Genomic DNA, 22,661 nt, shown 5'->3' with positions numbered 1-22,661 from the left:
CGCTAGTCCTCGCGGATGGCGCGCGCCTGCGCCGCCGCGTTACCGGTATACCCGGCGGGTGTCAGTGCCAGCAGGGACTCCTTGGCTGCTGCAGGAATCTCCAGAGCTGTAATGAATGTTTGCAGGGTCTCCCGGCTCATGTCCTGGCCGCGCGTCAGCTCCTTGAGTTTTTCGTAGGGCTTCTCGATACCGTAGCGGCGCATCACCGTCTGAATGGGCTCCGCGAGGACTTCCCAGCTCTGCTCCAGATCCTCCGCCAGGCGCGCCTCGTTCAACTGCAGCTTGCCGATACCCTTGAGGCTCGCTTCGTAGGCAATCAGGCTGTAACCAAAGCCCACCCCCATGTTGCGCAGCACGGTGGAGTCGGTGAGGTCGCGCTGCCAGCGACTGATGGGGAGTTTGCTGGCCAGATGCTGGAACACCGCGTTGGCGAGCCCCAGGTTGCCTTCGGAGTTTTCAAAATCAATCGGATTGACCTTGTGCGGCATGGTGGACGAGCCCACCTCGCCGGCCACCGTGCGCTGGCGGAAGTAGCCGAGGGAAATGTAGCCCCACAGATCCCGATCCAGGTCGATCAGAACCGTATTGAAACGCGCCATGGCGTCGAACAGCTCTGCCATGTAGTCGTGTGGCTCAATCTGGGTGGTATAGGCATTCCAGCCCAGCCCCAAACCGGTAACAAACGCCTCCGCATTGGCCTGCCAGTCCACCTCGGGGTAGGCGCTCAGGTGGGCGTTGTAGTTGCCCACTGCACCGTTGATCTTGCCCAGGTAACCTGCTGCCTCCAGTTGTGCGAGCTGGCGCCGCAGGCGCGCGACGACATTGGCGATTTCCTTGCCCATGGTGGTAGGGCTCGCGGTCTGACCGTGGGTGCGGGAGAGCATCGGGGTATCCGCATGGGCAACTGCCAGTTCACTCAAGGCCACCAGCAGTCGCTGCATGGTCGGCAGCAATACATCCTGCATGCCATCGCGCAGCATCAACGCGTGGGAGAGGTTGTTGATGTCTTCGGAGGTGCAGGCAAAGTGCACGAATTCAGCAATGCGCTCCAACTCTGCGTTGCCGGCAAAGCGCTCCTTGATGAAATACTCTACCGCCTTGACGTCGTGGTTGGTGGTGGCCTCGATGGCCTTGATGCGCTGTGCATCTGCTTCGCTGAAGTCACGGGCGATGGTGTCCAGCGCGGCGCTGGCCTGCTCTGACAGCGCGGGTACCTCGGTTACAGCGGCAAGTTGTGCCAGCTGCTGCAGCCAGCGCACTTCCACCAGCACGCGCCGTTTGATCAGGCCGAATTCGCTGAACACGCTGCGCAGGGTTGCGGTGCGTGTACCGTAGCGGCCATCGATGGGCGATACGGCGGTGAGGGCGGTGAGTTCCATGCTTTACTCCGGAGAATCGGTCGGGTGGTGCGCCACGCCCAGCTGGCGTGACAGTTCATGGGCGCGCCGCCCGATACTGCGCCGCTGCAGCAACAGCTTCCAGCGCCGGCCACCGAGTTGGCGCCACAAGTGGGTGGAGCGTATGCCCGCCAGTAACAGGGCGCGGATGGTGTCGGCATTCTGGCGGTTCTGCAGGTGTTGCGCGTTGCCGTTTACCTTGATGCGAAACTTCAGCGTGCTCAGCGTGTCCTGGTACACACCGGACACACTGTGGCAAATATCGTTCACGTTGCCGGCGAAGTGCTCGGCGCGAAAGCTGGTGTGCTGCAGTCGGGAGTGCACGACCCGCATCATGGCGGGGTCCGCAGCGAACTTGCGTTCCAGGTACAGCAGGTTGAATACATAGCGCACCATGTCGCGCAATTCCTGTGGCTGTTGGTTGTGCAGCACCATGGCCAGCGTATCCAGACCCAGTTTGACACCACCCAGGCCACCGTAGATGTCATCCACTGCTTCGCTGTCGAACACAAACAGGCTGTTGAGCGAGGCCTGCAGGAATTCCGGTGGGCAGCTCCCCGTGCGTGATACCTGATCCACCAGGCGCGCGGCCTGGGCAACGCCGGCGAGGGCGATGGTCTGCTGGTCCAGTAGCGGCACCAGGTGTGCATCAGGTTCAGTCGGTGCGTTCAATGACACCCCCTCCCAGACAGCGTTCGCCGTCATAGAGCACCACGGACTGGCCGGGGGTAACGGCTCGCTGTGGCGCGTCAAACTCGACCCGGAAGCCGGCGGCGGCGGGGCTGACACGGCAGGCCTGGTCGGCCTGGCGGTAGCGCACCTTGGCGGTACAGTGCAGGGGAAATTCCGGCGCTTCGCCGGTAATCCAGAAAATGGCGCCAGCCTGCAGGCTGTTGCTGAACAGGGCGGGGTGGTTGTTGCCTTGTGCCACGCGCAGAATGTTGTGCTCGAGGTCCTTGCCGACAACGTACCAGGGCGCATCGCCATGGTCGGCGAGGCCGCCAATGCCCAGCCCCTGGCGCTGGCCTATGGTGTGATACATGAGGCCCTGATGCCGACCCAGCAACTCGTCGTCCAGGCTGTAGATGTCACCGGGCTGCGCGGGCAGGTATTGCTGCAGGAAATCCTTGAAACGGCGTTCGCCGATAAAACAGATGCCGGTGGAGTCTTTTTTGTCCGAGGTGACCAGTGCGTGGCGCGCCGCGATGGCCCGCACCTCGGGTTTGGCTATCTCACCGACGGGGAACAGCGTTTGTGCCAGCTCGCGGTGGCCCACGGCGTGCAGGAAATAGCTCTGGTCCTTGTTGTCATCCAGCCCCCGCAACAGCGTGGCTTTGCCCTGTGTTTCGCCTCGGCGCGCGTAGTGCCCGGTGGCAATGCAATCGGCTCCCAGCAGCAGGGCGTAGTCGAGGAAGGCGCGGAACTTGATTTCACGGTTACAGAGGATGTCGGGATTGGGTGTGCGCCCGGCCTGGTACTCGGCGAGGAAGTGCTCAAACACGTTGTCCCAGTACTCGGCGGCAAAGTTGGCGCCGTGCAGGCGAATGTCCAGCGCATCGGCGACTGCCTGCGCGTCTGCAAAATCCGCCTTGGCAGTGCAGTACTCGGTGCCGTCGTCCTCGTCCCAGTTCTTCATGAACAGGCCTTCCACCTGATACCCCTGCTCGCGCAATAACAGTGCGGCGACGGAGGAGTCCACGCCACCTGACATGCCGACGATTACCTTGGTCGATGCGTTGAGGCTCATGCTGGTGAAATCAGGTCCAGAGGATAGCGAATGCCGCTGCGGTGCTGCTCAATGGCGGCGAGTACCAGCGGGCTGCGCATTCTAGCAGAACTGGCGAGAATTTCCTCGTAGTCCAGCCAGTGTACCGCCAGGATGTCGGGATCAAGCTCTGCGCCGGTCAGCAGTTCCCGTGGCTGCGCACAGAAGGTGGTGCGATAGTAGGTCACCCCATTGCCCGCCGCGACATAGCGCGCCAGGCCCAGCACCCCTTGCAGTTCTACGCTCCAGCCCGTTTCCTCGCGGGTCTCGCGCAGTGCGGCCTGAAACAGTGTTTCGCCCGCCTCAAGGTGCCCCGCGGGCTGGTTGAACACACGCCGGCCGCTGGTTTTGTCGCGCTCTTCGACCATGAGGTAACGTCCCTCGTTGAACACCACCGTGGCCACAGTCACGTGGGCAAACCATTCGCTCATGGTTTTTGCCTCCTGCGGCGGCTTTGTTGGCCGCCGGTTTTTGCCCCGCTGCGTTTGCGGGGCGGGTGCACGGTCAGCCTGCGGTGGGCGCCAGGTGACAGGCCCTCCAGTGACCAGTCACCAATGGCCACGCGAATCAGGCGCAGTGTTGGCAGCCCTACTGCCGCGGTCATGCGGCGGATCTGGCGGTTGCGCCCTTCGCGGATACTGATTTCCAGCCAGCTGTCGGCGACGGTCAGGCGCGCACGCACAGGCGGGTCCCTTGGCCAGAGGGTGGTGGGCGGCTCCATGGCGCGCACGCGCGCGGGCAGGGTGGGGCCGTCGCGCAACGTGACGCCGGCCTGCAGTGCGGCAATCTGCTCCTGGGTGGGTCGGCCTTCAACCTGGGCCCAGTAGGTTTTCCAGAGTTTGTGTCGCGGGTGGGTAATCTGTTGCTGCAGCGCGCCGTCGTCGGTGAGTAGCAGCAGGCCCTCGGAGTCGTAGTCCAGGCGCCCCGCAACGCGGAAAGCCGGCGCCTGCAGGTGGTCGGCCAGGGTGGCACGGCGCGGGGGCGCAGCGTTGCCTGCGGTTGTCGTCCCGGCGCTCTCAGCGCCCCCGGGTTGGTCACCGCGGTCGCTGAACTGGCTCAGTACCTGAAAGGGCTTGTTGAAAAGAATTACCGTGGCCATCGTGGCTCCGTAGCGGTTAAAAAACTGCTCCCCGGTTCAAGAGAAAGGCCGGGAAACCTGATACACTAAGTGCCGTTTTAACGGGGGCTCCTTCAAGGATACCGCACCCCGAGACCCAATGGACCCACAGCGACGGAGAACAATCTATGGGCTATAAGCACATCAAGGTGCCGACGACCGGCGAAAAGATCACGGTCAATGACGATTTCAGCCTGAACGTCCCCAACCACCCGATCATCCCCTACATCGAGGGTGACGGCATTGGTGTCGATATCAGCCCGGTCATGATCAACGTGGTCGACGCCGCTGTCGAGAAGGCCTACGGTGGCAGCAAGAAGATCTCCTGGATGGAGATCTACACCGGTGAGAAAGCCGCTGAACTGTACGATGGCGACTGGTTCCCCGAGGAAACACTGCAGGCCATCAAGGAGTACTCGGTCGGTATCAAGGGTCCCCTGACCACACCGGTCGGTGGCGGCTTCCGCTCCCTGAACGTGGCACTGCGCCAAGAGCTTGATCTTTACACCTGCCTGCGCCCGGTGCGCTGGTTTGAGGGCGTGCCTTCGCCGGTGAAAGATCCCGGCGCCTGTAACATGGTGATCTTCCGCGAAAACTCTGAAGACATCTACGCCGGCATTGAATACAAGGCGGGCTCTGACGAGGCGAACAAGGTTGTCGATTTCATCATCAACGAGATGGGGGCGACCAAGATCCGCTTCCCGCAGAATGTGGGTATTGGCATCAAGCCTGTTTCCGAGGAAGGCACCAAGCGTCTGGTGCGCAAGGCCATCCAGTACGCTATCGACCAGGATCTGCCGTCGGTGACTCTGGTACACAAGGGCAACATCATGAAGTTCACGGAAGGTGCCTTCCGTGATTGGGGCTATGAGCTTGCCCAGCAGGAGTTTGGCGGTGAACTGCTCGATGGCGGCCCCTGGGTCACTATCAAGAACCCCAACACGGGCAAGGACATCGTCATCAAGGATGTGATCGCAGACGCGATGCTGCAGCAGATCCTCACGCGTCCGAAGGACTACAGCGTGGTGGCGACCCTCAACCTGAACGGCGACTACCTGTCGGACGCCCTGGCGGCCCAGGTAGGCGGTATCGGCATTGCGCCGGGCGCCAACCTGTCCGACACCATAGCCCTGTTCGAGGCCACTCACGGTACGGCGCCAAAATATGCCGGCCAGGACAAGGTCAACCCGGGCTCGCTGATCCTCTCCGCCGAGATGATGCTGCGTCACATGGGCTGGAACGAGGCCGCGGACCTGATCATCAACGGCATGAACGGCGCCATCCAGAAAGGCACGGTCACCTATGACTTTGAACGCCTCATGGAAGGTGCAACGCTGGTCAGCTGCTCCGAATTCGGTCAGAAGCTGATCGACAACATGTAAGCCTGTTCCGCAGGCTTATCGGGAAGGGCCCGTGGCAGCACGGGCCCTTTTTTGTGGGCGGCGTTTGGCGGCGAAAAACCGACAGGGGTTGAATTGACTTATAATGGGCCAATATCCACTATCTATGACAGGAAAGACGTGTGAGAGGAAAGGCGTGAACGAGGGTATTCGGGCCGGTGAGTGGCGCATGTCCGACGAGGAGCAAGGCGATCGGGAAGGCGGCCTCGCGCTGCAGGACGCCAAGCCGGAGCTCAAGAAGCCGCCGCTGTTCAAAGTGGTCTTGCTGAATGACGACTACACCCCCATGGAGTTCGTGGTCGAGGTGCTTGAGGTGTTTTTCCGCATGAACCGCGAGCAGGCCACGCATGTGATGTTGACAGTCCATACCAAGGGTAAGGGCGTATGTGGGGTATACACCCGGGATATTGCTGAAACCAAGGCGGCCCAGGTCAATCAGTACGCGCGTGACAATCAACACCCGCTGTTGTGCGAAATCGAGGCATCGGAGGGCGAATAGCCCGGGAGTGGTAAAGTATGCTGAGCAAGGATCTGGAGTTGACCCTCAACGAGGCCTTTCGCGAGGCCCGGGGCAAGCGCCACGAGTTCATGACAGTCGAGCATCTGCTGCTCGCGCTGCTGGACAATAACGACGCCATTCGCGTACTCAAGGCCTGCGGCGCAGAAATCAACGCCCTGCGCGGAGACCTCATGGAATTCGTGGACGCGACCACGCCGCTGATTCCCGAAGACAGCGATGACCGCGAAACGCAGCCTACCCTGGGGTTCCAACGGGTACTGCAGCGCGCCGTGTTTCACGTGCAGTCGTCCGGCCGCAGCGAAGTCACCGGGGCCAACGTGCTGGTGGCCATTTTCAGTGAGCAGGAAAGCCAGGCGGTGTACTTCCTCAAGACGCAGAGCATCGCGCGTCTTGATGTCGTGAACTTCATTACCCACGGTATTTCCCGCGTGCCCGAAGACGGGGAGAGTGGGGCCGCCGGCGGGCCAGCCAGCGACAGCGCGACGACGGAAGAGGCCGAGGAGAGCCCGCTGGATACTTATTCCACCAACCTCAACGAGGAGGCGCGTGCCGGGCGTATCGACCCGCTGATTGGTCGCATGCCGGAGGTGGAACGGGTAGCGCAAATTCTCGCGCGACGGCGCAAGAACAACCCACTGCTGGTGGGTGAGTCCGGTGTGGGCAAGACGGCCATTGCCGAGGGCCTGGCGAAAATGATCGTCGATGGCGATGTGCCGGATATGCTCAAGGACAGCGTGGTGTACTCGCTGGACCTGGGCGCATTGCTGGCGGGCACCAAGTACCGCGGTGATTTCGAAAAGCGCTTCAAGGGCCTCCTGGCCAACCTGAAGAAGCGCGAGGGAGCGATTCTTTTCATCGACGAGATTCACACCATCATCGGCGCCGGTGCGGCGTCCGGCGGTGTCATGGATGCCAGCAACCTGCTCAAGCCGCTGCTTACCTCGGGAAAAATGCGCTGTATCGGCAGCACGACTTTCCAGGAATACCGTGGCATTTTCGACAAGGACAAGGCGCTCAGTCGGCGCTTCCAGAAGATCGATGTGCTGGAGCCATCCCCCGACGACGCGTATCTCATCCTCAAGGGGCTGAAGTCGCGTTTCGAGGAGCACCATGGCCTGCGCTACACGAACAAGGCGCTGCGCGTGGCCACCGACCTCTCTGCACGCTACATCACAGACCGCTTTCTGCCCGACAAGGCCATTGATGTCATCGACGAAGCGGGTGCCTATCAGCAGCTGCAGCCACCCTCCAAGCGCAAGAAAGTGGTTGGTGTGGCCGATATTGAAGCGGTGGTCGCCAAGATTGCGCGTATCCCGCCGAAATCCGTGAGCTCGGATGACCGGGAAACGCTGCAGAAGCTCGAACAGAACCTGCAAATGGTGGTGTTTGGCCAGACGGCGGCGATCAGCAGCCTGGCCACCTCCATCAAGCTGGCGCGGGCGGGCCTGCGCTCCGGGGACAAGCCTATCGGTTCCTTCCTGCTTGCCGGCCCCACCGGGGTGGGCAAAACCGAGGTGACCAAGCAGCTGGCGCGGCAACTCGGGCTGGAGCTGATTCGGTTCGACATGTCGGAGTACATGGAACGGCACACGGTGTCGCGGCTGATTGGTGCACCGCCGGGCTATGTCGGCTTTGATCAGGGCGGTTTGCTCACCGATGCGGTGACCAAGCACCCACACGCCGTGATTTTGCTCGACGAGATCGAAAAGGCCCATCCCGAGGTGTTCAACCTGTTATTGCAGGTGATGGACCACGGTACACTCACCGACAATAACGGTCGCAAGGCGGATTTCCGCAACGTGATTCTGGTGATGACCACCAACGCGGGGGCCGAGAGCATCAGTCGTCGCACCATCGGTTTCACGACCCAGGACCACAGTACGGACGCGATGGAAGCGATCAACCGCATGTTCACCCCCGAATTCCGCAACCGGCTGGACAGCATTGTGCAGTTCGAGCCGTTGGGTGAAGACGTTATCCTCACGGTTGTCGACAAGTTCCTCACCGAGCTGCAGGGGCAGCTGGACGAGAAGCGCGTGACACTGGATGTGGACGAGGACGCTCGCCTGTGGCTGGTAGAGAAGGGTTACGATCGCAATATGGGTGCTCGACCCATGGCGCGCGTGATTCAGGAATACATCAAGAAGCCGCTAGCGGAGCTGGTGCTGTTTGGCGCTCTGGCACAGGGCGGCGGCGTTGCACAGGTGCGTCTTAACCCGGCGCGAGATGGCCTGGAAGTGCGGGTAGAGGAAACGGAGGCTGAACCCGCCTGAGGCGCGGAGGTCGCGCTCTGATGATGCCGCGGCTTCGGCCGCGGTATCAACGCTCGCGGTAGGTAATACGGCCTTTGGTGAGGTCGTAGGGAGTGAGTTCCACGCGAACTTTATCGCCGGTGAGGATGCGAATGTAGTTCTTGCGCATTTTGCCTGAGATGTGGGCAGTTACAACGTGGCCGTTTTCGAGTTGTACGCGAAACGTTGTGTTGGGCAAGGTATCGATAACCTCACCTTCCATCTCGATCTGGTCTTCTTTTGCCATGCGGCGGCAGTCCCTCGTAAAATCAGGGGCGCATTCTGCACTAAAGCCGCCGCATGTACCAGTTCAATATGCGGCAAAACTGCCGCTCAGTTACCGAACAGCTTGCCGAATGCCTTGCCGATTTCCTTGGTGGCGTTCTCCAGGCTGTCTTCTGCGGGTGCACCTTCTTCACTCGGTGCCTCCCCGGCGTTGCCGCCGAAAATGCCGGACATGATGCCGCCCATACCACCTTCCTCGGAGCCATTACCGCCACCGAACAGGCCGCCGAGCGCGGAGAGGTCCGTGGGCTCTGCCGGCAGCGTGAAGCGCGCGGGATCAATGCTGTCGGTCGTGATGCTGGCCACCCGCATATCCTGTCCGTAGCGCAATACACCGAGCTCCTTGTCGTTCAGGCGGGTTTGCAACAGGTTCGCGGCGTCTTTCTGATCCACCATATCACCGACTCGTGAAGCCATGCGATGCATGGCATCGCGGAAGCCGACGGCCCTTGGGTCGGGCGAGAGCACCAGTTCTGCCTGCTGTGCCTGGCCATTGTGGTCGACGAAGTTGAGGGTATACACCTCACCTTCGATGCCGGCTACCGTCTCCTTGCGACCGGTTGCCTCCAGCTTGTCGACGCGAACGTCTGCCAGGTCCGGCACCGCGGCTTGTGCCATGCCACCAAACATGGACATGGCCTGCTGTACATCAATCACCATGATCTGGCCATCGTTGTTGGTAACGACATACAGGCTCTGCTCGTTGGCCAGCATATAGCTGCCCTGTTCCTGCGCTACATTTACCCGCAGCTGGTTTCCCTGGTATTCGAAAGACATGCGGTTGCCTTCAGCATCAATAACCTCTGCGGTGTCCGCGTGGCCGGGTGCTGCATGCAGGCCCAGCGTGAGAAGCAATGCCGTGTACAGGTTTTTCTGGTTCAGTGCCATGGTGATCTTGCTCCGTGTGGAAGGGTGATCTATCGCTTTATCAGCACACAGTATTGACGCTCTTTGCGCGGATTTCCAGCGCCGTGTGCATGCCACAGGCAGTCGCCTGTTGATGGTGGCGCGCTTAGCCCTTGCGTATCTCCTGGTAGGCCGCAAGCGCCGCCTCACGCGCTTCACGGTGATCGACAATGGGTTGCGGGTAGTCGCTGCCGAGGGACAGGCCGGCTTCCTCCAGCACGGCCGCTGGAGCCTCCCAGGGCCGGTGCAGATAGCGGTCGGGCAGGGCGGCGAGCTCCGGCACCCAACGGCGCACGTAAACGCCGTCCGCGTCGAATTTCTGGCCTTGGGTTACTGGATTGAAAATGCGGAAGTACGGTGCGGCGTCAGCGCCGCTGCCCGCCGCCCACTGCCAGCTGGCGGTATTGCTTGCGGGGTCGGCGTCGACCAGGGTGTCCCAGAACCAGCGCTCGCCGGTACGCCAGTGCGTAAGCAGGTGCTTGGTCAAAAACGATGCCGTAACCATGCGTATGCGGTTGTGCATGTACCCAGTGTGCCAGAGCTCGCGCATCCCGGCATCCACCACCGGGTAACCGGTTTGCCCCTGTTGCCAGGCGCGTAGCAGGGTTTCGTTGCCGAGCCAGGGAAAGTTCTCGAACTGCGACTTGAAGGGTGCGTGTTCGATGCTTGGAAAGTGAAACAGCAGGTGGTAGGAGAACTCACGCCAGCCCAGTTCGGCGAGGAATTTGTTGATCTGTTCTTCCAGTGCCGGCTGCTGCTGCAAAGTGGCGCGCGCGGTGTGCCACACCTGGCGTGGCGATATGTCACCAAAACGCAGGTGCGGTGACAGGCGCGATGTCGCCTCCTCGGCCGGATGGTCGCGGCCGCTGGCGTAGTGCTGCACACGGTCTTGCAGGAAGCGCTCTAACGTCTTGCGGGCGCCCTCCGAGCCGGGTGTCCACAGGGTCGACCAGTGTGCGGCCCAGTTGGGATTTGTCGGCAGCAGTTCGAGTTCTCGCAGGGGCGCACCCTGCGCCAGCGGCTCTGCCCAGGTTGTTTCGGAGGGCAGCGGCACGGGCTGCGCCGGCGCTTCGGCACGGCAGCAATGACGCCAGAAGGGGGTAAATACCTTGAACGGTGCGCCGGACTGATTCTCGATATGCTCGGGCTCGTGCAGCAATGTGCCCGGGTAGCGTTTGAAGGTAACGCCCAGCGCATTGCAGGCCTCGCGCAGCTGCGCCTCCAGAGCGACTTCCCAAGGGCTGTAGGCGCGGCTGCAGTGCACGGCGGTGATATCGCGGCTGGCGAGCAATTCCCGCAGGCAGGCCGCGCTATCACCGCGCAGCAGGTTCAACTGGCCGCCGGCCTGTGCTATTTCCTCGCCGAGTGCCTGCAAGCTGTGGTGAAGCCACCAGCGACTGGCCCCGCCCAGGGCGCGATCACCGGCAGCGGCATCATCGAGAATGTAGAGCGGCAGCACGTCTCCGGCGCGGCTTGCCGCCGCCAGTCCCGGCAGGTCGGTGAGGCGCAGGTCGTTGCGAAAAAGAAAAACTGTGGTGGTCATGTCGTCGGATCCAGGTGTCTGTTCAGCACGGCCTGCAGGCGGGGCTGCAGGATCATGTGTTGGCGGTGAATGTGCCGGTAATTGCAGCGTCCAGTAAGGTTTCACACGGCGTCGAAAGTTTGAGTGTAGCGAGTGCGTCCGCCCGGGTCAGCCCGGGATTGATGATCAGCAGCGCTTTGTTCTGCTCCCGCGCTCTGCGACAGAAGCGAAAGCCCGAGTACACCTGCAGGGACGAGCCGATGACCAGCAGCGCATCCGCCGCAGCCAGTGCCTCATTGGCCCGCAGCACGCGTTCCGCGGGCACATTGCCGCCAAAAAACACCACATCGGGCATGAGAACATCACCGCACACTTCGCAGGGCGGTACTTGCGTGTCTATGGCAAGGGTATCCGGGAGCGCCATGTCGCCGTCGGGCCGCTGCGCGCTGGCCTGCGGACGTGTTGCCAGCTGTGGGTTGGCGCGGGCGAGGCGTTGTTGCATCACTTCGCGGTCGATGAACGCCGCACAGCCCAGACACCGCACACGGTCCAGGCGTCCGTGCAGGTCGACCACGGCACTGCTGCCGGCCCGTTGATGCAGGCGATCGACATTCTGCGTGATCACCAGGCTTACCACGCCCTGCTGCTCAAGCGTGGCCAGCGCCCGGTGTGCCACGTTGCAGCGCGCGTCTCGTACGGCGGGCCAGCCAAACCAGCTACGCGTCCAGTAGCGCTGACGGACCGCGGCGCTCTGCAGGAATTCACGGTGCTGGATGGGCGTGCTGTAGAGCCAGCGCCCAGCTGCGTCGCGGTAGGTAGCGATGCCGGAGCTGGCACTGATGCCCGCGCCAGTCAGTGCCACCACTTTCGGGTGGCGGGCAAGAAACTCCTGCAACTGTTGCAGTTCCTGCTCAGTATTGCTCATCATGCCAGTCACAGCTGTGTATTCACATTGTCCAACGGGGTACTGACGGTCCAGTCGACAATGTTCTGATGTATCACGAGGGGAGAGCGTCGATTATGCATATTCTGATGACGGGCGGTACCGGATTTGTGGGCGAGGCACTCCTGCAGCACTGGCTGGCGGCGGGTCACGACGTCACGGTGCTCAGTCGCACGGCACACGCCGACAGGGAGCACTGCCGCTACGTGACAACGCTGGGCGCCGTGTCGTCCACACCGGGGCCGCAGGCTGTGGTGAACCTCGCCGGAGCCTCCCTCGCCGGCAAACGCTGGAACGCCGCCTACAAGCAAGAAATGCTCGAATCCCGGGTGGCGGGCACGCGGACACTGACGGACTGGATGTGTAGCCTGGCGGAACCGCCGCAGGTGCTGCTGAACGCCTCGGCTATCGGTTTTTACGGCCCGCGTGGCAATGAGACTGTTGATGAGGAGTCCGCGCCGGGGAGCGGTTTCGCCAGCGAGCTGTGCCGCGCCTGGGAGGAACAGGCGCTGGCTGCGGTTGCCGCCGGCGTTCGGGTGTGTCTGCTGCGCCTGGGGGTCGTTCTGGATGCCAGCGGTGGCGCGTTCACGCAAATGGCGCAGCCGTTCCGGCTCGGCATTGCAAGCTGGCCGGGAAGTGGCAGGCAATACCTGAGTTGGGTGCATCGCGCGGACGTTGTCGCCGCTTTCGATCACCTGCTGCAGCACGAGGAGTTTTCCGGCGCGGTAAATGTCACAGCGCCGCAACCCGTCACCCAGCGAGAATTCTGCCGTGCCATGCGCGCGCACTTCACCACGTTGCCCGGTATGCCTGTGCCCGCGCCAGTCATGCGTCTGCTGCTCGGGGAAATGGCTGACGAGCTGTTGCTCACCGGTCAGCGGGTGGTACCCCAGCGGCTGGAGGACGCCGGTTTCCTCTGGCAGCACGCCGACATAGGCAGTGCACTCGACGCCATCCTGGAACCTCACGCCGGCGACAAGTTGCCGTGATCGCTGGCGGCCTTGCGCACCACGCTGTTGCGGCTGAGCTTGTCCAGTGCGGATTTTTCCAGTTGACGCACCCACTCGCGGCTCACACGCAGCTTGTCGGCGACTTCCGCCCGCGTTAGCGGCGGCCCGTCGTGTAAACCCCAGCGGGCGATAACCACCTGTTTTTCCGCCGGATCGAGGTGCTCGATCTCCTGCAGCAGGCAGCGCTGCAGGGAGGCCGTTTCAGCGCGCGCATCAATATCCTCAAAGGGGCCACCGGGCATACTGTCAAGCAGCGATTCGTCGTCGTCGTCGAACTGCGGCTGGTCCAGTGAGATGGCCATGTTGCGGAGCTGGCGCAACTCGCGCGCCTTGTCGGCAGCGATACCAGCCGCCGAGGCCAGCGCTTCCTCACTGGGCTCCTCGCCGCTGCTGCTCCAGAGTGCGTTGCGCTCCCGATAGAGTTTGCCCACTTGCTCACGCACGTGGGTCGGGTAGCGGATCAGCGCGGCCGAGTCACTTATGTAACGACGTACTGCCTGGGAAATCCAGTTATAGCAGTAGGTGCTGAAACGGTAGCCCTTGGCTGCCTCAAACTTCTCCGCGGCCCTGATCAAACCCAGTGTGCCCTCCTGAATCAGGTCGCGGTAGGGGGCGCCTTTACCGCGTGCCTTGCCGGCGATGGAGTACACCAGGCGCAGGTTGTGCAGGGTGAGCGTGTCGCGCGCCTGATTGAAGCGCGACAGTGCCAGCGTCAGTGCTTTCAGCTGCGTGGATTCCAGCCGGTAGCGCTTGGTCGCCGGCTTGCGACCCTCCGTGGTGGTCTGCCACGCGTGCAATGCATCGGCGACGCGGCACTTCACGGATTGCTCGTTCGCCCTGGCCAGGGCACCAGCCATGCCGACGGCGAGGCTCGCCGGCAGCGCCATCTCACGGATGGTCTCATGGGCGGTTTCAAGGTCTCCGGCCGACAGGGCACCAGCCAGCAGCACTACGGCACCAGCCTGGTCCCCACCGCTTAAGTAACTGACCAGCTCGCGACGCAGCAGGAAGTGATGGTCGCGGTTGGCGAAATTGGCGACCTCCGGCGGTTCATGCTGGATACGGGCCAGCAAGTCCCGGAGGAAATGGCGGCCGCCTGCACTGTGGATAAACAGGCTGCCCAGATCGTCCACGGCGCGCCACTTGCTGGCGTCGATATCGCGCTCCTGTTCAGCGCTCAAGAGCGGATAGCGGCGGGCCTCTGCGAACAGCCGCTCAAGCTCGCGATCGTCGGTTTCGGTCTTCCAGTTATCCACGTGGTCACTCCTCTCGGTTTGTGCTGTATACGCTGCACCGCGTTAGTTGGACAAGAAATCCGGACAGTTGTCCAGATAACATGCAGACATAACCTCGACAATGCATCCAGAGTGCGACGTACAGCGTAACAAGTAGTGAGCGCAACAAGCACACAGCGTAATTGAGGCAAGTGATATGAACGCAGCGGTAATGGAACCTCGGCCCCTCTACGGCATTGGTACAGTGGCCCGGCTTACCGGGCTCAAGCCCGACACGCTCCGTGTTTGGGAGCGACGTTATGGCCTGGGGGCCAGCCACAAGACGACTACCGGCCGTCGCCAGTACACTCAGGCAGATCTCGAGCATTTGCAGTTGGTAGCGGCGCTGGTCAACAGCGGCTCACGTATTGGCGAAATCGCCTCTAACGAGCGCAAGACACTTGAGATGTTGCTGCGGGGCCGGGGCAAAGGGGGACGCGGTACAATGCCGGCCCCGAAACCACGGGTTGTTTTTGTTGGTGGCCAACTCTGTGAATGGCTCGACGAGCATCAGGGCTGCCTCGCCGGCGTCGACGCACTGTTGGTGCGGCTCCCGCTGAACCAGATTACCGCGAAGGAATGCGAAGAAATCGGCAAGGCCGACAGCCTGGTGGTGGAGTGCGCCAATCTCACGGGTGCCCAGACGCGCCAGCTTGGGGATCTTATCCGCAATCTGGAAGTGGAGAAGGCGCTGGTGACGTATCAGTTTGCCAGCGAACGCTGGTTACAGGCCCTCGAGCAGCAAAACATCGCCGCGACCACATTCCCGCCCGACCCGGCGTATCTCGCGTTCGAGCTTGCGCGCAGCGTTGCCGACAAGACGACCAGCCTGGGCGACACCAATCTCGGCGAGCTGATGACCGCCAAGCCGCGGCAGTTCAACGATCTCCAGCTCAGCGCGGCGCGGCAGCTGAAAAGCACGCTCGATTGTGAATGCCCCCGACACATCGCCGACCTTATTCGCTCTCTGGCGCACTTTGAGGAGTATTCGTCTAACTGTTCGGTGGATAACTGGAGTGACGCTGCGGTGCACGCCTGTATCTACGCTTACACCTGTCAGGCACGCTGGCTGATGGAGCGCGCACTGCAGGCGGTACTGGAGGACCGCGGTGAGGAGTATCAAGCACTGATGCGCGAGGTCAGCAGTGGCCGGATGGGGGATGCGGCGTAACAACGTGGCAGCGTTTGCGCCTGCGCTGCGCTACCCCTGTCGACGCGCAGCAGCCTCGCCGAGCAGGATCGCGCGCCAGCGGGGGCTTTCCCGCACCGACCAGGCCCACAGCATGATGGGCGCGACCGTAGGCACGATGAGGGTGCTGAACTGGAAGAGCAGGGCGATGGCGTTGGCGGAGGGCAGCGGGTTTGTGGACGCCGTCCAGAGCAGGTCGCCACCCAGACCCAGCATGAGGTTCTTCAGCGTGACTGCCATCACGCCGACGAACATCAGCAACCACAGCACCAGTAAACCGCGGGCGAAACGTTCCAGCGAGCCCTCGATGCGGCTGGCGAAGTGGAGTGCGGCGTAGAACGGTATCGAATAGGAGAGGATGCGGGTGTTCAGTGGAAACGCCAGCTGATATTCCGCCTGGTCAAGGGGCACCACGCTTTGCCCGGCTTCCCCGAACAGCGTGAACACCATCAACTGGTGCCGGTCGATTACCACCGATTGCACCACCTCTGGTAGCGCCCAGGGCAAGGCGACTTGCGCCAACCACAGGGCCGGCGCCGAGGGCAGGGCGCCCAGCGCGTACCACAGGCCGAAAAAGGGAATCATCAACAGCAGCACAAGGCCGATGAAGCGGTAGAGTGTCATGCGTTCACACCCTGCGGTCGCCGCTCGAGAAGGCGCAGGTAAAGAATGAAGACGATGAGCACATCCAGCATGATGAACACGGGCCACAAATAGAGGTGTGTCCAGTTGAAAATATCCAGGTTCCACTGCCCCAGGTAGAACAGGCTGATGATGCGGGCAATATTCAGCGCCTGAATCGTCAGGAAACCCGCGAGAATCGCCAGCAGGCGGTAATGCCACGGCGCGGGGTACGCCAGTACGCCCGCAATCAATACAATCGCGGCTTCCACGCCATTACAGCCCGACTCAATGGATACCGCAAAGCCGTTTACGCTGTGCGCGATGACCCGCCCGTAGGCAATCACATCGCTGTCGAAGGGGGTAATTAATGCGGCACTGAGTGTTGCCAGGGAAGCGGTGAAAGGCTGCACAACAGCGGCCTGCACGGGGGCCAGCATTTCCAGGGTAAACAGTGCGACCAGAACCACGAGGAATATCAGAATAAATTTGCTCATGCGGGTGCTATTATCGGCTGTTACTGGCTGTGCATTTGACAGCAGGATAGCATAGAGGAGTGTTGAAGTGTCGCCGACCGCGCGCAATACAGGGATTGTCCTGACCCTGGGCATGCTGGTTTTCAGCAGCTGGATGTACCTGCAAACGGGCGATTGGGTGGCCCTGGTGTTTGCCGTGGCCAGCCTGGGTTACGGCGTGTTTTTCTTTTCTGTTACACCGGGAGGGCGCGACTGATGCACAGTTGCCTGCCCGGGAGTCACTATCGTGTACTGTCTGCGCTGCTGTTGACCCTGTTTTTAGCGGGCTGTGCAGGACTGGGCCCGGCAATTGATCCGCCGCGAGTCAGTGTTGACAGCGTCAAGAGCCTGCCCATGGTGGATTCGGGGCCGCGTTTTCGTATCGTGCTGCGTATTGCCAACCCCAATGCGCAGGCGCTGGATATTGCGGGTATCAGCTACGGTATCGCACTGCTGGAGCGCGAACTGGTCAGTGGCGTGACCAATCAGGTGCCCACCATTGCAGGCTACACGGAAGAGCAGGTAACGCTTGATGCCGGGGTGAATCTACTGGAGGTGCTGAAGCTGCTGGGTAGCCTCGGACGTGCCCGCAGCGATACGCTGGAGTACCGCTTCACGGCCAAGATTGATTTTCGTGGCTTGCTGCCTACCCAGTATGTGGAAGACAGCGGTGTGCTGCGTCTGAATTGATGGTCGCGGCGGCTAGCCCACAAGCGATTGGGCAAAGATCAGCAGTATGATCAGGGGGCATACCACGCGCACGTAGCCGGGCCAGATTTTCCAGAACAGCTTGTGCTCGGCCCCCGCATCCCCCTTGCGCAACTCCTGGAGCAGGGTGTCGCGGTGCCATACCCAACCCGCATAAAGACAGAACATGAAGCCCAACAGAGGCTGGCTGTAGCGGGTGGTGACCGCGATAACCAGGCCGAAAAGTGTTTCGAAATTCAGCAGGATCACCGTGCTGATCAGCGCGATCACGGAACCAATGGCCAGTACCGCGGGTTTGCGCCCTACGCCATGCTCTTCAATCGTATAGGCCACCGGCACCTCCAGCATGGATATCGATGAGGTCAGCGCTGCAATGGTCATGAGGAAAAAGAACAGCAGGCTAACCACCACGCCGGCTACGCCCATGGTGTCAAACAGTTTCGGCAATACCGTAAATATCAGGGTGTCTTCGGAGATAAGCGCGCCGCTGGCCGTGAAAATTTCCACGCCACTGTGCAGGGCGACGTACATGGCAGGCAACACGAGGAAGCCCGCCAACACGGCGATGGAGATGTCCACCAGCGTCACCAGGCCACCCACCACCGGCAGGTTTTCGCTGTCGCTGATATAGGAGCCATAGATCAGCATTGTGCCCACACCCAGCGAAAGCGAAAAGAAAGCGGCCCCGAGTGCCTTCACAATCAGGCCCGGTGCCAATGCGCGCTCGAAGTCCGGCAACAGATAGACCCGCAGGCCATCCAGCGCTCCGTCCAGCGTCAGCACATAGACCACCAACAACACCAGTGACAGCAACAGCAGAGGCATCAGACGGCTTGACCAGCGTTCAATGCCCTGTTGCACGCCCTCGGAAATAATGCCGATGGTGAGCGCCATGAACGCCAGCATGAATGCCAGATTACGTGCCAAGCTGAAATCAGTCAGCCAGGCACTGGCGGCTGTCATGCCGGCAAGGTCTGTCAGCGCAGCCAGGCAATGGGCCAGCATCCAGCCGGCAACAATGGCATAGAAGCTCAGAATAAAGCTCGCCACAATCAGGCCCGCGATGCCAGTGCCTGTACCCACATTGCGCAGCAAGGTGTTGGGGGATATCAGACGCAGGGCGCGCACGGCATTGGCATGAGCGTGACGGCCAATGATGAGCTCAGCCATGAGTGCCGGGTAGGCGAGGGTGAAAGCGAGAAAGAGGTAAACCAGCAGGAAGGCAGCGCCGCCATTGCTCGCGGCCTGGGTCGGGAAACCCCAGATATTGCCGAGTCCGACAGCGCTGCCCGCGGCAGCCATAATAAAGCCAAAGCGCGAGCTGAACTCGCCGCGGGGAGAAGCCATAAAGAAGAATCCGTTCGTGCCAGCCGGGTCGTGGCGCGCAGTGTACCACGGTGGAATGCAACGAGCTTATTGCGTGAGCAGTACCTCGCAGGGTCGTGTTGCTCCGCTTTTGGATTGGCCACCGCCGAATATTTTCACCAGAAGGCGCGGCACGAACAGCATCGCCTCGGTGGAGATATCCAGTGTCGCCGCGATGGGCGAAACCGAGGTGCGCGGGCTCGCCATGTCGCCGCGCAGACTGATGCTCGAGGGAATCTGGATGCTGCGTGACTTGGAGCGCGGTGTCAGCGTCAGCGCCAGCGTGCGTTTGGGCAGGTCAAAGCTGCCTATACCGGTGGCGATCATGTTCGGAGACTCGACGAAGAGGCTGTCAGTACGCGCCACGCCATTATCCAGAATAAACTGCGCCATGGTGCAGTCGAGGAACGTTGATTTCTCCAGTGCTGCGCCTGAAAACAGCCAGGTGAGAATGCCCGTTGCGAGTACATCATAGGCCGCACCCTCAACGGTCGCGTTCTCCAGCGCAAAGGCCATGCTGCCATCGAGTTGTTGCAGCAACTCGGCGCTGGTTGCGCCCTGGGCGCTGAGGCCTCCACGTAGATTCAGGGAGCCGCTGATGTCCGTATCGATCCCGAGGTCCCTGCTCAGGGTGTTGAGCGGAATAGACTGCGCCTGCCCGGCAATGCTGAGGCCGGGCGGGTCCAGGCTGATGTCGACAACACCGCGGATTTCCGCCGGCGCCGCATCGTAGCTGAAATCGAACTGGTCGAGCAGGTAGGTGGTGCCGCTGCCATTGACATGCACATTGATGTCGTCGAAACGGGTTGCTTCCCCGCGCAGGGTATCGAGCTGTATGCGCAAGTCGATCGGATAACGCGGCAGGTTGGTCAGAAACTGCTGCAAGGACCGGCCGTCGGAATCTGTATCGAGTTGTTCTGTCGGTCGGTAATCCGTCGTCTCGGTGCCGGAGGCCTGCAAGCCAATGTCGTCCAGGTTAACCAGCGCTGAAGACAGGGTTGCTTGCAATCCATCGATGGTGCTGCCTGTGTGGGTTGCCTTCCCCGCAAGTGACAGCGCCGTATCACCCAGTTGTGCGTTTGCCTGCAATTGCGCGGAGGTCGCATCCACGGTCAGGTCAGCCTGTCCCGTGACGGGTTTCAGCGACAAGCCGGTTAGCGCCTTGAGCAGTTCACGGTTATCACTGCCGTAGTTGAGGCTAACAGCACCACTCCAGCCATCGCTGCCGTAGCGGCCGTTTCCGCTGGCGCGCAAGTCGAGCGAGGCGCTCTCTGCGCTGCTGAATTCAAGGCTGGACAGCTCGTAGTCCGCCTGTGTGCCGCGGAGCGTGAAGCGCCCGCTCACGCTGCCCAGCTCAGCGGGCGGCGTTGTGCCTGCGGTGAACTGAGTCAGCAACGCATCCAGGCTCAGGTGCTGCACCCGTGCGTTTAGTGCTGCCTCGCGCGCGCCGGTGAGATCTCGCAGCGTCCCTGTGACCAGTAATTCCCCGGCCGGACTGTCGAGGGTGGCGCGAATAGTGTCAAGCGCCACACGCTCGCCGTCATAGTTGAGTAAGCTCTCCAGTGTGCCAGCACCCAGCGGTGGCAAATCCAGTGCAGTGAACTGCCCCAATGCGGCCACTTCAGACGCCTGCACCAGTACCCCGGCTTGCAGAGCTTGTGGCTCGTAGCCCACGTTGCGCGCAAGCACGGTGTTCAGGTTATTGACATCGATCGTGAGGAGTTCATGTGTGATCCGGGCGGACCCATCGCGCAGCGTGAGTTCAGCGTCTGTTCCGCTGACCTGTACCTGGCCCTGAAGTGAAAACCCGGGGGGAACGTCGGTATCGAACCAGCGACCGGGCGTGGCCAGGTCGGCGCTGCTAACCGCGAGGCCAAGATCGATGCCCGCGACGCGAGTGCCTTGCTCTGGAGGGGTCAGCGCAACCTGCGCAACGTTCCCGGTGACGCTCAGCTGGGTGCTCTCGCTGTAGCCCAATTGGCCCATGATATTCTGCACGTGTAGCGCGCCATCGTTTTCGCGCAGTGTCGCCGCGAACTCCCACGGCCCAGGATCGATAGTGGGTGCCTGCCCCAGCCAGGGGCTGAGCAGCGCCAGTGACGGCGCCAGGGCGTGCACAGTGAAGTGGGTGTCCGGCGGTAGCTGGGGGCTCCCCAGCGAGCCCGGGCCCGATGAGCCGTTGAGGGCAATCCACAGGCCTTCACTGCTGGCGGTGACCACAGTGAGCTGTTCGATCGCCGGATTGGCCATGGTGCCGGAAAGGGCGATGCTGGCGCGTATTCCGCCCAGTGGCGACAGATCGAGATCCAGCCAGCGCAGGAAATACTTGGCTGAATCAAGCTCGCCAGATGCAATCAGGCTGAGGTTCGGGTCAGGGTTGCCCTGGCTTGTCATCGCACCGCTGGCTTCAAAGAAATAGGCCGGACGGTTATCCAGCTCAAACGCCGCATCTGTGAGGGAAAAGCTCTGCAAATCACCCTGCAGTTTTCCCTGCATGGTGAGCGCTCCCGCCAACGGCGGGGCATCGGGAAAAAGGTCGATGAAGGTTGCGACTTCGGCAAACGCCGCATCTACCGCAACATCGAAGCGGAATGCGTCCCCGTAGCCGGTCAGCAGACCCTCCAGCGTACCCCGGGTGCCGGACTCCGGCGCGGCCAGCTGGGCACGGAAGGTCACGCGCCCCTGGTCGCTCATGATTTCCCTGGCCGTGATCTTCAGGGTGATATCGAGCGGCGCGCCATTGAGGTCGGCGAGCAGACTGACCTCAAAACGGTCCGCCGCGCTGCGCGCTCCGCGTATGTCGCGCAAGGGGAAGATGGCCACATCGCCGTCCCGGTTCACCACGTGCACGGTATCGACCACCAGTGATGCCGGCAGAAAACGCAGGTACTGCATCCACTGCGCGGGTGTGGGATCTTCGCTATCGTCCTCCGCTGACACGTAAACGACAACGCTTTCGCTCTTCAGAGTGGTTGCTTCTAGATTGCCCCGCCGCAGGTCAGCCAGTCGGGTGTCACCGGCAAACCCCTGCACGGTAAGCAGGGCCGGGCCTGTGGAGCCCTTGGGGAGCAATTGCAGCGTATCGAATTCAAGCCGCAGTTGAGAGGGCTCAAATGCCAGCCCCTCGATTTCAAGGCGATAATCGGTAAACGAAGCAGTGCCCCATTGCAGCGCCCGGGTCAGTAGCCCCGGCGTTGACAGCAGCACAAATGTTGCAACGAACGCGACCAGCAGCAGGGCCAGCGGGACGATCCAGAGCTTGCGCATACGATTTCCAGTCGCAACCCGTCAAAACAGCGAGTGTAACACGCTGGCTGCCCCGCAACTTTTTGTTCGTACAGGTCGCTGTGCTATGATCCGCGCCGCGCTACGTGTGCTACTGCCTGCAGCCCGGGTGGTGAAATTGGTAGACACAGGAGACTTAAAATCTCCCGATCATTGCGATCGTGCCGGTTCGATTCCGGCCCCGGGCACCATTAGCTATAAAACAATGACTTATAAAATAAAAATACCCTAAAAAAACCGTATCATCTGAGAATGGTGCTTTTGGGCGTCGTGTACCTGGTTGCCATCATGGATTGGTACTCCCGGCGCGTTCTCTCATGGCGGGTATCCAATACCCTGGATGCCAGTTTCTGCGTTGACGCGCTGGAAGAAGCTATTGAGCGTCACAATCAAGGTGGTTTACCTGGCGATCAACGATGCGTCCAAGAAATGGACTATGCCAATCCGGAATTGGCGAACGGCCTTGAACCGGTTTATGATCGAGTTCGAAGGCCGGCTGACGGATTATGGTGAACCCGGGCGGTTACACAGAATTATTTACAGGCTCA

At 61.5% G+C, this 22,661-nt stretch carries 21 protein-coding genes, 1 tRNA gene and 1 pseudogene; 9 read left to right on the top strand and 14 right to left on the bottom strand.

Annotated elements, in window-relative coordinates:
• Positions 1-2: 2 nt before the first annotated feature.
• From purB to G533_RS0100215, 5 genes are read right to left on the bottom strand one after another with little or no spacing between them, the layout of a single operon-like run.
• Entirely contained in the window at positions 3-1,379 is a 1,377-nt protein-coding gene (purB, locus tag G533_RS0100235) for an adenylosuccinate lyase (RefSeq protein ID WP_027948210.1), read from the bottom strand.
• Between the two features lie 3 nt (positions 1,380-1,382).
• Positions 1,383-2,069: a high frequency lysogenization protein HflD gene (gene hflD / locus G533_RS0100230; RefSeq protein WP_240472329.1), complete on the bottom strand. Its 687-nt coding sequence runs from the start codon at positions 2,067-2,069 to the stop codon at positions 1,383-1,385.
• Positions 2,053-3,144 (bottom strand): tRNA 2-thiouridine(34) synthase MnmA, encoded by a 1,092-nt coding sequence (gene mnmA, locus G533_RS0100225; protein WP_027948208.1) that lies wholly within the window; start codon positions 3,142-3,144, stop codon positions 2,053-2,055. The genes hflD and mnmA overlap by 17 nt, the downstream gene beginning before the upstream one ends.
• Positions 3,141-3,593 carry an NUDIX hydrolase gene (locus G533_RS0100220; RefSeq protein WP_027948207.1) on the bottom strand — a complete coding sequence of 151 codons (453 nt, stop codon included), beginning with the start codon at positions 3,591-3,593 and terminating at the stop codon, positions 3,141-3,143. Before G533_RS0100220 ends, mnmA begins: the two co-directional genes overlap by 4 nt.
• Positions 3,590-4,261 carry a pseudouridine synthase gene (locus G533_RS0100215; protein WP_027948206.1) on the bottom strand — a complete coding sequence of 224 codons (672 nt, stop codon included), beginning with the start codon at positions 4,259-4,261 and terminating at the stop codon, positions 3,590-3,592. Before G533_RS0100215 ends, G533_RS0100220 begins: the two co-directional genes overlap by 4 nt.
• Positions 4,262-4,407: 146 nt before the next feature.
• Here G533_RS0100215 and icd point away from each other — a divergent pair, with 146 nt between their 5' ends.
• From icd to clpA, 3 genes are all read left to right on the top strand, one after another.
• A complete protein-coding gene (icd, locus tag G533_RS0100210; RefSeq protein WP_027948205.1) occupies positions 4,408-5,661 on the top strand; it encodes an NADP-dependent isocitrate dehydrogenase in 1,254 nt (417 codons plus the stop codon).
• A gap of 187 nt (positions 5,662-5,848) precedes the next feature.
• Positions 5,849-6,178 carry an ATP-dependent Clp protease adapter ClpS gene (gene clpS, locus G533_RS0100205; protein WP_035525976.1) on the top strand — a complete coding sequence of 110 codons (330 nt, stop codon included), beginning with the start codon at positions 5,849-5,851 and terminating at the stop codon, positions 6,176-6,178.
• Between the two features lie 17 nt (positions 6,179-6,195).
• Positions 6,196-8,472, top strand: a complete 2,277-nt coding sequence (clpA, locus tag G533_RS0100200) for an ATP-dependent Clp protease ATP-binding subunit ClpA (protein WP_027948203.1) — start codon at positions 6,196-6,198, stop codon at positions 8,470-8,472.
• A 46-nt stretch (positions 8,473-8,518) separates the two neighbouring features.
• Here the strand turns inward: clpA and infA are convergent, their stop codons facing one another.
• The 4 genes from infA to G533_RS19945 all read right to left on the bottom strand — a co-directional run bounded on the left by infA (position 8,519) and on the right by G533_RS19945 (position 12,131).
• The gene (infA, locus tag G533_RS0100195) at positions 8,519-8,737 is read right to left on the bottom strand and encodes a translation initiation factor IF-1 (protein WP_027948202.1); all 219 of its coding nucleotides are present in this window, start codon (positions 8,735-8,737) and stop codon (positions 8,519-8,521) included.
• A gap of 86 nt (positions 8,738-8,823) precedes the next feature.
• Positions 8,824-9,663 (bottom strand): hypothetical protein, encoded by an 840-nt coding sequence (locus G533_RS19950; protein ID WP_051229830.1) that lies wholly within the window; start codon positions 9,661-9,663, stop codon positions 8,824-8,826.
• Between the two features lie 124 nt (positions 9,664-9,787).
• Entirely contained in the window at positions 9,788-11,224 is a 1,437-nt protein-coding gene (locus tag G533_RS0100185; RefSeq protein WP_027948201.1) for a cryptochrome/photolyase family protein, read from the bottom strand.
• A 52-nt stretch (positions 11,225-11,276) separates the two neighbouring features.
• The gene (locus tag G533_RS19945) at positions 11,277-12,131 is read right to left on the bottom strand and encodes an NAD-dependent protein deacetylase (RefSeq protein WP_240472328.1); all 855 of its coding nucleotides are present in this window, start codon (positions 12,129-12,131) and stop codon (positions 11,277-11,279) included.
• Between the two features lie 92 nt (positions 12,132-12,223).
• On the opposite strand from G533_RS19945, the gene G533_RS0100175 reads away from it, so the two are divergent.
• Positions 12,224-13,135 (top strand): TIGR01777 family oxidoreductase, encoded by a 912-nt coding sequence (locus G533_RS0100175; RefSeq protein WP_027948200.1) that lies wholly within the window; start codon positions 12,224-12,226, stop codon positions 13,133-13,135.
• On the opposite strand, the gene G533_RS0100170 is transcribed toward G533_RS0100175, so the two are convergent.
• Complete coding sequence (locus G533_RS0100170; RefSeq protein WP_027948199.1) at positions 13,111-14,412, bottom strand: sigma-70 family RNA polymerase sigma factor; 1,302 nt, start codon at positions 14,410-14,412, stop codon at positions 13,111-13,113. The two genes, G533_RS0100175 and G533_RS0100170, sit on opposite strands and share 25 nt — an antisense overlap.
• Before the next feature lie 175 nt (positions 14,413-14,587).
• Here G533_RS0100170 and G533_RS0100165 point away from each other — a divergent pair, with 175 nt between their 5' ends.
• Entirely contained in the window at positions 14,588-15,601 is a 1,014-nt protein-coding gene (locus tag G533_RS0100165) for a MerR family transcriptional regulator (protein ID WP_027948198.1), read from the top strand.
• Positions 15,602-15,631: 30 nt separating this feature from the next.
• Here G533_RS0100165 and G533_RS0100160 read toward each other — a convergent pair whose 3' ends face one another.
• Complete coding sequence (locus G533_RS0100160; RefSeq protein WP_027948197.1) at positions 15,632-16,243, bottom strand: exosortase H-associated membrane protein; 612 nt, start codon at positions 16,241-16,243, stop codon at positions 15,632-15,634.
• Positions 16,240-16,737 carry an exosortase H gene (gene xrtH, locus G533_RS0100155; RefSeq protein ID WP_027948196.1) on the bottom strand — a complete coding sequence of 166 codons (498 nt, stop codon included), beginning with the start codon at positions 16,735-16,737 and terminating at the stop codon, positions 16,240-16,242. Before xrtH ends, G533_RS0100160 begins: the two co-directional genes overlap by 4 nt.
• Positions 16,738-16,804: 67 nt before the next feature.
• Here xrtH and G533_RS24900 point away from each other — a divergent pair, with 67 nt between their 5' ends.
• Entirely contained in the window at positions 16,805-16,972 is a 168-nt protein-coding gene (locus G533_RS24900; protein WP_169515381.1) for a hypothetical protein, read from the top strand.
• Positions 16,972-17,445 (top strand): LEA/WHy family protein, encoded by a 474-nt coding sequence (locus G533_RS0100145; protein ID WP_027948195.1) that lies wholly within the window; start codon positions 16,972-16,974, stop codon positions 17,443-17,445. Before G533_RS24900 ends, G533_RS0100145 begins: the two co-directional genes overlap by 1 nt.
• A gap of 12 nt (positions 17,446-17,457) precedes the next feature.
• Here the strand turns inward: G533_RS0100145 and G533_RS0100140 are convergent, their stop codons facing one another.
• Together G533_RS0100140 and G533_RS0100135 are read right to left on the bottom strand one after the other, a co-directional pair.
• Positions 17,458-18,810, bottom strand: a complete 1,353-nt coding sequence (locus tag G533_RS0100140) for a sodium-dependent transporter (RefSeq protein ID WP_027948194.1) — start codon at positions 18,808-18,810, stop codon at positions 17,458-17,460.
• A 66-nt stretch (positions 18,811-18,876) separates the two neighbouring features.
• On the bottom strand, positions 18,877-22,095 hold the full coding sequence (locus tag G533_RS0100135; protein WP_027948193.1) for an AsmA family protein: 3,219 nt from the start codon (positions 22,093-22,095) through the stop codon (positions 18,877-18,879).
• 121 nt (positions 22,096-22,216) lie between these two features.
• On the opposite strand from G533_RS0100135, the gene G533_RS0100130 reads away from it, so the two are divergent.
• Positions 22,217-22,304: transfer RNA gene (locus G533_RS0100130), tRNA-Leu, on the top strand.
• A 73-nt stretch (positions 22,305-22,377) separates the two neighbouring features.
• Positions 22,378-22,539, top strand: a pseudogene (locus tag G533_RS24380) (DDE-type integrase/transposase/recombinase); the annotation flags it as partial.
• Positions 22,540-22,661 lie beyond the last annotated feature (122 nt).

Origin of the sequence: Haliea salexigens DSM 19537 (genome assembly GCF_000423125.1) — a bacterium.
In the GTDB taxonomy this organism is placed as follows: domain Bacteria; phylum Pseudomonadota; class Gammaproteobacteria; order Pseudomonadales; family Halieaceae; genus Haliea; species Haliea salexigens.
This window is presented reverse-complemented; position numbering and strand designations above follow the sequence as displayed.

What these genes read in the sequence shown, in the direction of transcription:
- G533_RS0100140 (WP_027948194.1), bottom strand. Translation starts at nt 18,810, where the DNA reads ATGGCTTCTCCCCGCGGCGAGTTCAGCTCGCGCTTTGGCTTTATTATG.
- purB (WP_027948210.1), bottom strand. Translation starts at nt 1,379, where the DNA reads ATGGAACTCACCGCCCTCACCGCCGTATCGCCCATCGATGGCCGCTAC.
- G533_RS0100135 (WP_027948193.1), bottom strand. Translation starts at nt 22,095, where the DNA reads ATGCGCAAGCTCTGGATCGTCCCGCTGGCCCTGCTGCTGGTCGCGTTC.
- G533_RS0100160 (WP_027948197.1), bottom strand. Translation starts at nt 16,243, where the DNA reads ATGACACTCTACCGCTTCATCGGCCTTGTGCTGCTGTTGATGATTCCC.
- G533_RS0100175 (WP_027948200.1), top strand. Translation starts at nt 12,224, where the DNA reads ATGCATATTCTGATGACGGGCGGTACCGGATTTGTGGGCGAGGCACTC.
- clpS (WP_035525976.1), top strand. Translation starts at nt 5,849, where the DNA reads ATGTCCGACGAGGAGCAAGGCGATCGGGAAGGCGGCCTCGCGCTGCAG.
- G533_RS19950 (WP_051229830.1), bottom strand. Translation starts at nt 9,663, where the DNA reads ATGGCACTGAACCAGAAAAACCTGTACACGGCATTGCTTCTCACGCTG.
- mnmA (WP_027948208.1), bottom strand. Translation starts at nt 3,144, where the DNA reads ATGAGCCTCAACGCATCGACCAAGGTAATCGTCGGCATGTCAGGTGGC.
- infA (WP_027948202.1), bottom strand. Translation starts at nt 8,737, where the DNA reads ATGGCAAAAGAAGACCAGATCGAGATGGAAGGTGAGGTTATCGATACC.
- G533_RS19945 (WP_240472328.1), bottom strand. Translation starts at nt 12,131, where the DNA reads ATGATGAGCAATACTGAGCAGGAACTGCAACAGTTGCAGGAGTTTCTT.
- icd (WP_027948205.1), top strand. Translation starts at nt 4,408, where the DNA reads ATGGGCTATAAGCACATCAAGGTGCCGACGACCGGCGAAAAGATCACG.
- xrtH (WP_027948196.1), bottom strand. Translation starts at nt 16,737, where the DNA reads ATGAGCAAATTTATTCTGATATTCCTCGTGGTTCTGGTCGCACTGTTT.
- G533_RS0100145 (WP_027948195.1), top strand. Translation starts at nt 16,972, where the DNA reads ATGCACAGTTGCCTGCCCGGGAGTCACTATCGTGTACTGTCTGCGCTG.
- G533_RS0100185 (WP_027948201.1), bottom strand. Translation starts at nt 11,224, where the DNA reads ATGACCACCACAGTTTTTCTTTTTCGCAACGACCTGCGCCTCACCGAC.
- clpA (WP_027948203.1), top strand. Translation starts at nt 6,196, where the DNA reads ATGCTGAGCAAGGATCTGGAGTTGACCCTCAACGAGGCCTTTCGCGAG.
- G533_RS0100215 (WP_027948206.1), bottom strand. Translation starts at nt 4,261, where the DNA reads ATGGCCACGGTAATTCTTTTCAACAAGCCCTTTCAGGTACTGAGCCAG.
- G533_RS0100165 (WP_027948198.1), top strand. Translation starts at nt 14,588, where the DNA reads ATGAACGCAGCGGTAATGGAACCTCGGCCCCTCTACGGCATTGGTACA.
- G533_RS0100220 (WP_027948207.1), bottom strand. Translation starts at nt 3,593, where the DNA reads ATGAGCGAATGGTTTGCCCACGTGACTGTGGCCACGGTGGTGTTCAAC.